Here is a 13158-nt window from a genome sequence, read left to right as displayed (position 1 = left end):
GTATCGACGTCGCTTGACAGCTACCAAACCGGATAGGAGAGCTCGCGAGAGTAGAGTAAGATGCTTTCACGTTGACGGCGTCCCCGCAGTGGCGGCATCTAAGAATGAAATGGCGGCTCGATTGGCGGTCAGATCAGCACGCTTTCTAGCTGACCGATGGTCGGCAGACACCGCTATTCTCAGCAGATCAGATCAGGGTGCGCCTGCGACGCGGCCCGTATCGGATGTGGTCAAATAGCTCGGCGAGTTGGCTTTGGCACCCACAGATCCAGCCTTGCCGCTTTCACGCGCTCTCCTTGTCCCGAGAGCAGCGCACATTCGAACGAGACCGACTTTGGATTCCGGGCGGATTTGGCCACCTCTAGCGCTTGAATCCCGTCGAGGATTTTAATCATTTCGGCGCCTGCCTGCTGAGACGGTCTCGCGGCGACGATCAGGCTTAGTGGCGGCTCATCTGAAGCAGCCTGACGCTCAGCCTCGGCCTGCGTGGCTTCCGCCCATGAAGGGAGCTCGTTGACGTCGTGCACAAGTTGATCAATGGCATGTGTTATCGTCGATGATCTTGTTCCAGTTATCGACCGGGAGCTGCTTTTCCAAACCGTCGAGCCGAGCCACGACAACCCACATCATCTCGAGTAGATCGCGTAGCGGCCTGGCGCAGGAGGACCATCGCTCCCATTTTCGATTGCGATTGCAAAACTGCCCTCAGCGGTAGCGCTCGGTGGTTCCGGACACCATGCGCTTGAGCATCAGGACACCGGTGCGCGGCAGAACGCCAATCGCGCTTCACCAAGGCGGCCACCGCTTCCTTTGGGCGCCGCGGGGCTGGTCGTGCGGTTGCCCCCAACGCGCAGGTCTTTCCCCCTCCGCGCGGTTGCGAGATCCTTGGCCGGGACGGAAGAATGGCACGCGACGAAGCAGATTTCCGCGATCCTCGTCACGACCATGCATAATCGCTTGTCCAATCTGATGCATCGTGCACCCAATGTTAGGCACGCAAGTCGTAGAGGCCAGAAATGCGTGGCGATCCTTAACCAGACATTGCGGCGCCCGGCGCAGATTGCGGGGGGCAGACGCGGTCGGAGGAAACTTCGATTACATCGATTGCGGTACGTTCACCGCCGGCTGCGTCCTTGCGAATCGGCTCTCAGACTGGCCGGGTGTCTCGAGGAGGCTTCTGTTCAAGTTGCGGAGATCTTTGCAACCGCTCATGGCCATAGCAGTGTCGAGTTCGTGCCGCAAAATCCCGATCATTCGGCTCGCGCCGGACATTCCGCTGACGGCGGTGCCGTATAGAAGAAACCGACCAACCATGACAGCTTTCGCTCCCATAGCAAGGAGTTTGAGGACATCGCTGCCCCTCCGGACGCCGCTGTCGGCAATCACTGTCATCTGCTCACCGACTGCGTCAACTATTTCTTCCAGTACTTCGATCGGTGCCACGGCACTGTCTAGGCTGCGCCCGCCATGATTTGAGACGATGATGCCGTCCGCGTTGAGTTTCGCTGCGAGAATCGCATCTTCCACGCGAAGAATGCCCTTTAGGACAAGATTGCCTTTCCAATAATCGCGGAGCCTTCGCATGTGCCCCCAGCCAAGATTAGGCTCGTAAGGCAGGGCCTTACCCTTGCCCAATATGCTACTGCGATAGGCAGGTGGATAGTTTGCGCGCGCCGGCACGTGGCCTGTCGCCAGGTAGCGCGCAAAGACGCTGAGCGCCCAGCGAGGATGGAGAGCAACATCGCAAACATTTCGAGCGGAATATCTGAAGGGTACGCCGAAGCCGTTGCGGGTGTTGTATTCCCGGTTGGCAGTGACAGGGTAGTCGCATGTCACCACCAATGTCCGCACGCCGCTGTTCCATGCCCTCTGCAGTAGGTCTCGCGAGAGCTCTTCATTTTCCCATAGATAGAGCTGAAACCAAACCGGACCTGTGCTTGCTGCCGCGATCTCCTCCACAGAGGTGATCGCTTCTGTTGCGGCGCAGAACGGTATGTCATTTGCCGCGGCGGCTTTGGCCAGTTCTATCTCTCCGCGATACCACACGAGCCCGGCAAAGGCGGTTGGGGCGACAATGATCGGCGCGTCATGAGTGTGACCGAACAGCGAGACGACTTGGCTGCGAGTTGCGCCGCCGGTCAGCATGTGAGGCTTAATCCGCACTCTATCCAGGGCACGCCGGTTCTGGAGGAGCGCGTTCTCGTCCTCGGTGCCCCTATCGATGTATTCGAAGATGCCGCGCGGCAAGCGCCGCTTCGCGAGCCGCCGAAGCTCAGTATGGTTGAGGAACGTGTTCATCTGGTTCCGCTCTTCAACACAGACGATGCTTGTTCAAGGGGGCGCGGAAAAGGCTCAATATTTGTTCGGTGTCCGAGAGTTCGCCCGAGACTCGCTGGTCCGCCGGGACATGCGCCAGCGGACTGGCAATGCTGCGGTCCGAGAAAGCGAAATCCAGCGGCAGGCAGGCACGGCTGACACCACCTAAAATGATCTCGCCGGTTCCTGGCGAACTCACATGGGCAGCACACTCGATCCTCAGGCGCTCCCCCTCGAGTCGGCGCTTCAGTGATCGGACTAGGACGCTCCATCATACAGGTTTCCGAGACATCGCCTTGCTGCTCCGAGATCGCTGCCATTCCCGTTCACCCTTTGACGCTTCGGCGCGAGATCACTTCTTCAAGATGCGCGTTGTTGCTTCATTTCATGTTGGGCCCGTGAACGCCCGAATTCCGCAGGTCTCCTGTACGTTCCACATAACGACCTCCGACATTTCGGTTAGGCGAGTTAGCGACTCGCGCCCGGCCAGATGGTAACCCAAGAGCACACAGCCAGAAGTTCCCAGCACCCCTTGCATCCTTCGTGCCAGCTGTTTGAAATTTGCAAAGGCATGTTTCAGTGTTTCAGAGGTCTAAGCTGCGATGAATCAGTTCGGCCTGAGACTCCTCCCAGCAGAGGCCACATAGCTCTCGAGAATTGTGCCAAAAAGCACGTGAGAACCAAAGATCTACGCCGAATGAAAGGACACATGCTCTGGTGGCGAGACATAGATGCCAACCATGTCTCGTGCCTGGCCATGTGATCCTAGCCCGTCGAAAGCTTGCGGGTCGTGAAGCCTTTCTGACGCCGGCTGCCAGATCGCGACAGTCCGTCGGACTCACGACGTCGGTTCGCTCAAACAGGTTTAATTTCAAGCTCTCGCACTTGGCACAAGCCTTGAATAGAAAATACCATTCAGCATCGCCTTCCAAATAGTCGCAGTGATGGCTCACAAGATTATCGCCTCTCAGCTCATTGTGTGCGTCGCGTGTGAATTCGGGTTGCCCAATATCACTATCCCGCTCTGCGCCCTCTTGCACACGAGTGTGGGATCATTGTCGCCACACCGCGATCGCGGTTCGCGCAGGCGCCCACTGCGCGATGCCGGCGGATCAAGCGTTCGGATTATCGGTCAGCTGTCGCGTCTCCTTCGCGCCAATACGCGGCAAAAGCTCGATGCAGTGGCGGACGCGTCGGTGAAATGCGCACAGAGCCATTTTCATCGGCCAGCATGCCCAGCTTAATTTGCGAGCAGGTCTAAGCCAATGGCGCGCCTCGTGTGAGGCGTAACTGCACAACTCAGAGCGCGAGTCCATCCTGGGCGGCGCGATCGCGAACTGAGTGTGGGGAGAAGACATTCTTTGACTAGCGGCCATCTGTCCGCTGAAGGCAAACCGGGCAACATGATTCCATGGACAAGATCGCCGAAACTAGATCGATATCGGCTTCGCTGCGCCGACTGACGAGAGGGGCGGCTCGCCATCAAATGGCTGCTGAGCTCAGCGAAACGGCGAAACTAGCTTTGCCGATGGTACTGGCGCAGCTTGGGCAGATCGCGATGATGACGACCGATCTTGCCTTTATTGGGCGCATCAGCGCTGAGGCGATAGCCGCGGCAGCGCTGGCTGGCCGGGTTTATTTGGCTGGCATCACCTTTGGCGTCGGCCTGCTCGCAGCGGTGACGTCGCTTGCGGCAGAGGCGTTTGGGGCGCACAATCTAGCCGCCGTTCGGCGCTCGGTGGGCATGGGACTTTGGGCGGCGCTGTTGCTGTCCCTCCCGACCACGGCGCTTTCGCTGCGGGGTGAGCAAATACTGCTCGCCCTTGGCCAAGCGCCTGACGCTGCGCGCCTCGCTCAGCAATATCTGCACGGACTCGCTTGGGGCGTGGCGCCGGCGCTGTGGTTTGGAGTGATCCGTAGCTTCATGGGCGCAGTCCACCGGCCCGAGCCCATTTTTTGGATTACCCTCGGAGCCATCCCTTTCAATGCCTTGCTCGTGTATCTGCTGATATATGGCAAGCTCGGCCTCCCACGGCTGGAGTTGTTCGGAGTAGGTCTTGCGACCACGCTGGTAAACTTTGCAACGCTTTTTGCCGGTTTGTGGTTCGCCACCGTCCCACGCCCTTTTCGTTACTACCACGTGCTTGCGGGTCTCTGGTGCTTTGATTTCCGCTTGATGCAACAGCTGATCGTCATCGGGACTCAAATCTCCATCACATTTTTGATGGACGTAGCGATTTGGTCCGCTGCGGCGTTCCTGATGGGTATTATCAGCAGCAGTGCGCTTGCCGCCCACCAGATCGCGTACCAGCTCGCTGCAATCCTGTACACAATCTTTTTCGGCATTGGCGTGGCGGCGAACGTGCGCGTTGGCCATGCCGTAGGTCGCAATGATGGTCCCGGCATCGAACGGGCCGGTTTGGCCGCACTCGTGCTCGGCATCGTGATCGCCGCAACAGCTTCGATTGTGGTGATAGCGGCGCGTTTTGAGATCGCCGAGTTCTTTCTGGCCGACGCAGCCGATGCGACAATCAGCCTCGCTACAAACCTCCTTTTGGTTTGCGCAAGCTGTTTCATCACCACCGCTATGTATAGCATTGCTTTGGGAGGCCTGCGTGGTCTGAGGGACACGAGGGTCCCGCTTGTGTTTTCTGCAGTTGGTCAATGGCTGATTGGTCTTTCTCTCGGCTACGCGCTGGGTTTGAAGATCGGGCTTGGCCCGGTTGGAATCTGGATTGGCTTATCAATCGGAACGACAGTTTACGCGGCGCTCGCAGTGGTTCGTTTTCGGCTGCTGGCGAGCAGGCTTGCTATTCAGAACCGATGCATGCCGACCTAAATGCCCGAATTTGCGAAGAATTCTCTCTCTTTCGAGGCTTAAAGTGTTTGGTGTCGCGCCTCTCAGTGCCTGGATATATGCTCATGTTGTCGCCCACTGCACGACTGCGTGCTCGGTGCATCGAACGCAAAGCCCTCACTAGATCGACAGTTCGATCGTGCGGGTCCATCAGCATGCTTCCGAGGTGAAAAAAGAGTGGAGATCGTTGTGTGGGCCGACGCGAGGCGGCCTCACCACCAAAATCCACGCGCGCGTCGACGCGAAAGGCCGCCCGGACCGCCTCATGATCACCCCCGGCGAGGCCCACGACGTGACGTGCGCCGAGGCCCTGCTCGACGGACTCGATGCGCGCGCCGTCGTCATCGGCGACAAAGGCTACGATGCCGATCGTGTTCGTGCCCACATCCGGGATCAAGGTGCGATCCCCAACATTCCCAACAAATCCAACCGGAAGAAGAGGTTCCGGTGGAAGAAGGCCATCTATCGCGAGCGCAAGCACGTCGAGCGCTTCTTCAACAAGCTGAAGCAGTTTCGACGCATTGCCACCCGCCATGACAAGCTCGGCGCGACGTTCTTCGCTTTCGTTCAACTCGTTTCCGTGCGAATTTGGCTTCGATCAGTTGAGTCCACACCCATAGCAACGTCTCAAATCGCGCAGTGTCGTCGTCACAGTCGCGGCGTGATGGAGCTGTTAACGTGCGTGGTCATACCGCTCGATCGGAGAGCTTTCATAGCAGGTCCAGCCCAGAAGCTCGTCCAGCCGATGAGCTGGATGCTCAGCGATGACGACAAGGAGATCCGACAGCTCGGCTTGCGGATCGACGCCGCTCATGTTGGGGTGCCGATTTTAGGACTAGGCCGAATGGTTTGAGGAAGAGCCCGTCGTTTCCGCGGTTTGCCGCCGGCCGATCGATCCTCGACCTGATTCCATTCGGCAGTCTGGGATCTTACAGGGCCTCTACCAATAGGTTTGGCGCACGCACGTCTCGAAGGTAAGCGGAAATCGCCGGTAGTTGCCGCCCGACATCTCTGTCACGATACCAGCCGAGAAGTTTGCGGATAGCGCATGATGCCGATATCGTGGGCGATCTACTGTGTGACGGCTCGCGCTCTGGCTGAGCATCGAGCGAACGTGTTGGGCTGCCGAGGCGTCCGGCCGGCCGGTTTTCTGAGCCGACCCCTATATCAATCCCGTAAACGGCTTACGTACCAACCCGCCAATGAAGAACTCGACCATCGATGTGTAGTCGAAAACTGGAAGGCCGGTCGCCCTCTGGACTGAGGCGGCGTAAGGGGGCAAGTCGCCGCACTCCAGGAGCAGCATCCCGATGTCGGGCCGATCGTTTATGAGAGCTACGGCGGTATCCACCACATCTTTCTCGACGGCTTTGACATCCAGCCGACCTACGCTCCTAATCCAGCTCTCGGCAAACGCAGGAGTATCCTCCAGTCCGACGATAGCCACCCTACGGCCCAGACTGGCGGGCAGACCTGCAGCTTCCAACATCGCCGGCGTCAGGACAGACTTGCTTGCGACCATGATGCCGAGTGCCTTGCCGCGGGGGAGCATCCTTTCGAGAAAAGGCGCGAGGAGAAGGCTCGACAGAAACACGGGTACATCGACCGCGTCGCGGACTGCCGCTTGATACTGGATCGAGTATCCGCATTGACAGGTGATTAGTTGTGCGCCTTCGCGCGCAAGCTCTTTTGCCGCTTCAACGACGGTCGAGAGCATTTCGCCGGCGTCTGGCGCAAATATCCGCGAGACACTCAAACCAGGCACCACCTTGTAGCGCGAGGGGACACTCCACGTGCTGGCGTTGCCGGTATCACCGGGTATGAACGGGCGATTTTCGCTTCCCATGCGCTCCATCATTAGAACACCTAGAGGAGCACCGTTGAATGGCAATCGAGGCCAACGGTTGGCTCGAGGGGTAGGAATATCAATCATGCTTGACCTCATCGAACCAGCGAGCGCCCGCTCTCAATTTGGGCGAAGACTAAGTGTATGGCGCTCTCCAAGCAGGATTTGGGCCACTCTTCAAGCTGGTGGATGAACTTCGGCGGCTCGAGTGCCATGGTTCATGTCGATGAACTCGCCAGCTTGCTCCTGCGCTGGTGCGAATGGCTGCGCGGAAGTGCGGCGGAAGTGTCGTTGCTCATGCCCCCCTTGAAAGAAGCCGCTGGCATTATATAGCAGCAGCTCACCATGTATCCAGGGCCCGACGCGAGCTCAGTCGGCCTTTGGGGGAGATGCGCTCGATTCTTCCAAATACATTTCGCGTTGTGTCGCCCAGTTGCCGCCTCGCTCGATTTGCTGGCGCGCGAAGTACACTTCGTGTGCCGACTTCAACATTTCAGAGCATAGAACTTTGATCAAAAGTCCAGTTGAGCTCGCCTCGACGAACGTGTCTACCCAACAATTGAAACGGCAGAAGCCATCTGATCCCCTCACGTGTAGTACACGAAGAAGCGAGCCTCGAGACTCTCACGAGGCTTTGCACCTGGATGCGCACGACGATTGTCAAACGCAGAGTGAGCCGCCTTCGAATTGCAACGCACCTCGGAATCATAGCTCTTGAACAGGATAAGCTCGTCTGCAGTCATTTCCGGAAAGTAGTACCAACGCTGAGCCTCATTGAAGTGCACGATGCCCATCTTAATCGTGTTGCCGAAAACAGTGTAGTCCACCACCTCGATATCGGTATCGTACAAGGATGTGTTATCGCACATCGCTAACGGGAAATCCTGCGGAGGCGGCGACAAGGCATGCCAAGTTTGAATGATCAGCAATCGAGAATACGATTGAATCGGAACTCCCTGCGATTGGCTCGCAGCCGCGGCGGCAAGAGGGCCGATGGTCGGCGCGTAATCAATATGAGCCAATACGATTGGTTCCTTTACTGTGGGAGTGGAGTTCCCACCAGCAGCAGAACGACAAACGACAGCTTCTCGGCGGGCCACGACCCACGATGCATTGAAGCGGTTTTTGATAAACGGAACCATCTCTTGCAGATACCTGTCGCACATAGTCTCTTGATGAGGCTTGTCGACACAGGATCTCCTATTCTGAATTAGAGTGAAGCCTTCCCGGTCAAGGGACAATCTATTCACGATTGGACGCGCGTTGCGAATAGTTACGTCATAGCTGAAGAAGGGCGGCGGATCGTGTAAGTGACCAATCAGCATCTTGGGAAACGATCTCGGCGCCACTTCGGGAGCTTTTTCGTCCGATGTACGCCGAGCAAAGTTGATTTGACCCTGCACGCACTCTAAAGAATCGCGGTTTGCTTCTACTGTCGGTGAGGCGCTTTTCGCATTTTCCATGGCTGCTTATCTCCCTATCAGGGTGATGATAAAGCGGTGCGGCGCACCTTAGTTGCGCGCCGGTGCTCCCTGACGGTACAGCAAAAGCGAAGAGAGTGTTCCTACCCGTTCCGGCAGGACGCAGGATCATTCTCCCTGTGCGGCGGAGGCGCACCGAAGAGCACAAGTAGTCGCGAATTCTTCTGGCGCAAATGCCGTCCGAAGTTCACCCATCGCGGGGCAGACAGCATCGATGGTGCGGGCGGCGCTTTTTACATCCCGCTATGTTTGCAATCACGTCGAACGTCGATTGGAGGACGATCCTCTTTCCAACGCACAGAGCCGAACGGGCGTTCGAGCATACGACGCACGCGTACGGGCTCAGGGCCGATATGGAATGCCATCGCCTGACGATCCAGCTCGCGCTCCGACAAGGTGGACCGGTTGCGCTGGCGCAAATAATCCAGCCATGTCGGGCAATGAAAGCGCTCGGTCCACAGTTCAGGATTGGCGATGTCTCGCGCGATTGACCAGCCGTAGGCGCCGTTCCGCTGTCGAAACAGCTGCACCTCCTGCATCACGGTATGAAAGGGGCGTGCTTTGTCTTGTGAGACCATATATTCAATCTCCACAACAACCGGGCCGCTGCGCCCGGTGAGCGGAAGCCGCACCTCTGGATCGGCTAGCATCTCGGCCTCGTCCTCTCGCGCTATGATCCGCGGCATCTCCAGCCAGAGACCTAGGATCGGGGAGGCGAACATCAGGGCGGCCGAGACTAGGAGCGCCGTTTCGACGCCGACAGAATCAGTCAGGTGACCCCACGCCCAACTCCCTACGGCAATCCCGCCTGAGCACGCTGTCTGATAAGCCGCGAGGGCGCGCCCGGCGACCCAGCGCGGCGCTGCAAGCTGCACGCCAATGCTGAAAAGCACCCAAGCCATCATCCACACGGCGCCTGCCAAGACAAGGGCGACTACCGTCAATATTGGCTCGCGGCTCAGCGCCACCGCTGCAACCGCTCCGCTCATCGAGAGCGCGCATGCGCGGATCGCGGCTTCGCCACTCATCCGTTTGCGCAGCTCGGCGATGAAGAGCGCACCGATCACCGCGCCCAAACCGAAGGCACTGAGCATGACGCCATAGGTCGGCGCGCCGCCATGCAGAAGATCCCGCACTACCAGCGGCATCAGCGCTGTAATCGCGGCGCCGATCACGCCCGTCACCATAGAACGGGTCAGCACGATCCTAATCGATGGTGAATTGGCGATGTAGCGCACTCCGGAAACAATGGCGCGACTAAGTCGTTCAGGCGGCAGCCGGGAGGGTTCGGAGATGCGTTTCCACAGGAACAGCGCGAGCATCAGCGGCAAATAGAGTAGGGCGTTGAGCGCGAACGCGGCCACCGCACCCGAGGCTGCCACAACGATTCCGCCGATTGCCGGACCCATGCTGCGCGCGACGTTGTAGCTGATGCCGTTCAGTGCCACGGCGGCCGGCAGGATTTCCATTGGCACCAACTCGCGCACCGAAGATTGCCAAGAAGGTCCCATTAGCGCCATACCAGTGCCCACGGCAAAGCAGAGTGCTAGTAAAATGTTCGGCGTGACCAGGCCGAGCAAAGCGAGCGCCGTCAGGGTAGATGCGCCAGTGAGTGCAATGCCGAGTGAAACCAGCGTGATGATCCGGCGATCGTACATGTCCGCAATGGCGCCGGCGGGCATCGCGATTGACATCACAGGCAGCATCAAAGCGGTTTGCACCAGCGCGACCTTGTCGGCCGACGGTGTCATCTCAGTCATTGCCCAGGCCGCTCCGACGCCTTGGATCAGGATGCCCAAATTGGAAAACAGGCTCGCTAACCAGATGTTTCGGAAGGTGGCATGGCGAAGCGGAGCGGTGATGACGTCGATGCCCGACGTCTGGAATTTAGACGGATCAGCCATGTCGGAGTTTTGCCTCGCCTGCCATCGCTTCATTCCGAACCCGACCAGTGACCAGTGACAGTCCGAAATGCTTGCCGCCGGAATGCGCGAACTTTTCACCTCGGCTAGTTTGCACAAGGTTAGCAAAAAAGTCTCATGAGCCATGCTAGGTCAAGTAGCTTGCTAAGCTCACGTTGCGCGCGAGAAGTCGTTTTTCGTTGTTCCACGATGGAGAGTCCTAAACGTCCCACGCAGTCGCTGGGCGGACTCATCGAAGTACCGCGTTTGTCTGAATGTCGTCCAATGATGTCGTGTCTATATGTAGAATCCGCTACCGGCACGATTGTTACTTTCTTTCGGCCAGAGTCTCGGCTCCCTTAAGCGGGTTCTGAAGTACCGGCAGCGCCTCAAATCAATCCTTTCTTAGTTCCTCAGCATTCGACAATGCAGGAGCCAGATCTGACATTCGTTAGATCTCAATCCATCTAAACGTTCGCCAATTCTAAAAGCATCGTTCAACTCTAGTATTCCCAATCCGCAAAATAGACGAAACACGGCGCTGTTTTTTTGCATTCTATGCGAGCGTACGACGAAAAAGCGCACGGCTAGGGTAGAGACACGGCGATCAACTCTCAGGCGGAGTCTCAATCGGAATAGCAAATCCTGCCTTGACGCGGTCCATTACGACCATCGTCTTGAACCCCTTGATGTCCGGGTTCTCATAGAAGAACCTTCTCGTGAATTGCTCGTACTCCTCCATGGCGCGAGCGGTAATGTAGAGAACAAAGTCAGCGTCGCCGGTGACGTAGAATCCATTGACGACTTCAGCCGACGCCTTGATGGCCTTCTTGAACCTATCGATAATGTCTGCACGCTCGCGCTCGAGGCTCACGAGTACAAGCATTTGGATAGGTCGTCCCACCGCTTTCGCCGAAACAATCGAGACATCGGCTTCGATAATGCCTTCGGAGCGGAGCCTCTTTAGACGTCGTTGACATGCGGTAGCAGAAAGTCCTGCCAGTTCGCCGATCACCTCGGAAGTCAAACGGTTGTTCTTTTGCACGATCTCGAGGATGCGGGCGTCTGTTCGGTCGTATTGCATCACGGGCTCCAGGTGAATTTCACCGCAAAACTTCTCCGCGGCGCTGAAAACCGCCCTATCGACGGTTAAATGCGACGCAAATCCCTTTGTAACATTAGTATCCTGAATGACGAGAAATTCAACAAAAGGCCGTCGGATCTTTTTGAAATGGTCTTACAAGCTGTTCGGCAACACTGCAGTCCCCATTTGGTTGGACTTGCCGCAAGTCATCTTCAGGCTCTGACTCGTCGTGATTTCGTGGCGGGTGCGGCGCTGATCGACGGCCGGTGGACCGCGGGCGCGCAAAGAGACGCTGTGGTCGACCCAGCTACCGGGGAAGAGATCGCGAACTTTGCCAGTTGTGGCGCCTCTGACATGGAGGCCGCGATCGAGGCGGCCGAGAAATCCTTTCTCGCCTGGCGCCAGCTATTGCCGGCGAGCCGGGGGGGCATCCTTAGGTCTTGGGCTTCTTTGATGCGCGACCATTTGGAAGAGCTCGCCATCCTAGTTACGAGCGAACAAGGCAAGCCGCTTGCAGAGGCGGGGTACGAGATCGCCTACGGTGCTGGGTTCCTTGAGTGGTTTGCTGCTGAGGGAGAGCGCGCATATGGCGAGACGATCCCAAGTCATAAGCCTGGAAGTCTCCTTCAGGTTCGAATGCAACCGATCGGCGTCGCCGCGGCAATTACACCGTGGAATTTTCCTATCGCCATGATCACGCGAAAAGCGGGGGCGGCTCTCGCTGCCGGCTGTCCCGTCATCGTGAAGCCTGCGCCCGAGACCCCGCTCTCCGCCCTCGCCGTGGCCAGGTTGGCTGAAGAGGCTGGCGTCCCTCGCGGTGTGCTTCAGGTGGTTACCGGCGATCCAATCGAGCTTTCGGCGCCTCTGTTGCGGGATCCAAGAATCAGAGCCCTTTCATTCACGGGATCTACCCAGGTTGGTCGGCTGCTGCTGGAGGGGGCTGCGGCAACGGTAAAGAAAGTATCACTCGAGTTGGGAGGGCATGCGCCCTTTCTCGTCTTTGATGATGTCTGTGTCGAGAAGGCCGTCAAAGGAGCAATGGCGGCGAAATTTGCGACCTCGGGGCAGGATTGTTTGGCGGCTAACCGGATCTACGTTCAAAGGGGTATCTATCGCAGGTTCGTCGAGGCGTTTGCCGCCGCGATGGCTCAGCTGACAACCGGTCACGGATTGGACCCGGCAACAGATATTGGGCCAATGACGAAATTTTCGGTGGCCAACAAGTGCCGGGCCCAAATTGACGATGCGATCGCAAAGGGCGCGCGAAGGTTTTCGGTGAGGCAAGATGAACGTCTTGGCGCGAACTTCGTTCTTCCAACGCTGCTAAGTGATGTCAGCGACAATATGCTGATTGCCAGCGAAGAGACGTTTGGCCCGGTGGCTGCGGTGCTTCCATTCGACTCTGAAGAAGAGGTCGTCGCCCGAGCAAACGCCAGCGAAATGGGTTTAGCCGCCTACGTCTACACCGACAGCCTGCGGCGGGCGCTGCGACTTTCTGAGAGCATCGAGTACGGCATGGTGGGGATCAATACACCCTCGTTCACGGGACCGCCTATTCCGTTCGGAGGCTGGAGGCAATCCGGTCTTGGCCGGGAAGGTTCGCGTCACGGCATCGAGGAATACATGGAACTGAAATACGTGTGCTTCGGCGATTTGGCGGGTTAGGAGAACCG

At 57.8% G+C, this 13158-nt stretch carries 9 protein-coding genes and 1 pseudogene; 4 read left to right on the top strand and 6 right to left on the bottom strand.

All coding sequences use genetic code 11. The annotated features are described in order from the left end of the window. Positions 1-230: 230 nt before the first annotated feature. The gene (locus tag LRP30_RS32835) at positions 231-527 is read right to left on the bottom strand and encodes a hypothetical protein (protein ID WP_249757468.1); all 297 of its coding nucleotides are present in this window, start codon (positions 525-527) and stop codon (positions 231-233) included. Between the two features lie 568 nt (positions 528-1095). Further along, on the bottom strand, positions 1096-2298 hold the full coding sequence (locus LRP30_RS32830; protein ID WP_249757467.1) for an alpha-hydroxy acid oxidase: 1203 nt from the start codon (positions 2296-2298) through the stop codon (positions 1096-1098). A 1429-nt stretch (positions 2299-3727) separates the two neighbouring features. On the opposite strand from LRP30_RS32830, the gene LRP30_RS32825 reads away from it, so the two are divergent. Both LRP30_RS32825 and LRP30_RS32820 read left to right on the top strand, forming a co-directional pair. Further along, the gene (locus tag LRP30_RS32825) at positions 3728-5155 is read left to right on the top strand and encodes an MATE family efflux transporter (protein ID WP_249757466.1); all 1428 of its coding nucleotides are present in this window, start codon (positions 3728-3730) and stop codon (positions 5153-5155) included. 157 nt (positions 5156-5312) lie between these two features. Next, a pseudogene (locus tag LRP30_RS32820) lies at positions 5313-5711 on the top strand (IS5 family transposase); the annotation flags it as partial. A 624-nt stretch (positions 5712-6335) separates the two neighbouring features. Here the strand turns inward: LRP30_RS32820 and LRP30_RS32810 are convergent. After that, positions 6336-7106: an AroM family protein gene (locus tag LRP30_RS32810; RefSeq protein ID WP_249757465.1), complete on the bottom strand. Its 771-nt coding sequence runs from the start codon at positions 7104-7106 to the stop codon at positions 6336-6338. A 57-nt stretch (positions 7107-7163) separates the two neighbouring features. Here LRP30_RS32810 and LRP30_RS32805 point away from each other — a divergent pair, with 57 nt between their 5' ends. Beyond that, the gene (locus LRP30_RS32805) at positions 7164-7352 is read left to right on the top strand and encodes a hypothetical protein (RefSeq protein ID WP_249757464.1); all 189 of its coding nucleotides are present in this window, start codon (positions 7164-7166) and stop codon (positions 7350-7352) included. A 254-nt stretch (positions 7353-7606) separates the two neighbouring features. On the opposite strand, the gene LRP30_RS32800 is transcribed toward LRP30_RS32805, so the two are convergent. The 3 genes from LRP30_RS32800 to LRP30_RS32790 form a co-directional block, all read right to left on the bottom strand. After that, complete coding sequence (locus tag LRP30_RS32800) at positions 7607-8482, bottom strand: CmcJ/NvfI family oxidoreductase (RefSeq protein ID WP_249757463.1); 876 nt, start codon at positions 8480-8482, stop codon at positions 7607-7609. A 251-nt stretch (positions 8483-8733) separates the two neighbouring features. After that, positions 8734-10404, bottom strand: coding sequence for an MFS transporter (locus tag LRP30_RS32795; RefSeq protein ID WP_249757462.1), 1671 nt, complete (start codon positions 10402-10404; stop codon positions 8734-8736). 604 nt (positions 10405-11008) lie between these two features. After that, positions 11009-11485: an Lrp/AsnC family transcriptional regulator gene (locus LRP30_RS32790; protein ID WP_249757461.1), complete on the bottom strand. Its 477-nt coding sequence runs from the start codon at positions 11483-11485 to the stop codon at positions 11009-11011. A gap of 186 nt (positions 11486-11671) precedes the next feature. Between LRP30_RS32790 and LRP30_RS32785 the strand changes: the two genes are divergently transcribed. Further along, entirely contained in the window at positions 11672-13150 is a 1479-nt protein-coding gene (locus tag LRP30_RS32785) for an NAD-dependent succinate-semialdehyde dehydrogenase (RefSeq protein ID WP_249761888.1), read from the top strand. Positions 13151-13158 lie beyond the last annotated feature (8 nt).

Origin of the sequence: Bradyrhizobium sp. C-145, from assembly GCF_023375135.1 — a bacterium.
Taxonomy (GTDB): domain Bacteria; phylum Pseudomonadota; class Alphaproteobacteria; order Rhizobiales; family Xanthobacteraceae; genus Bradyrhizobium; species Bradyrhizobium zhanjiangense.
This window is presented reverse-complemented; position numbering and strand designations above follow the sequence as displayed.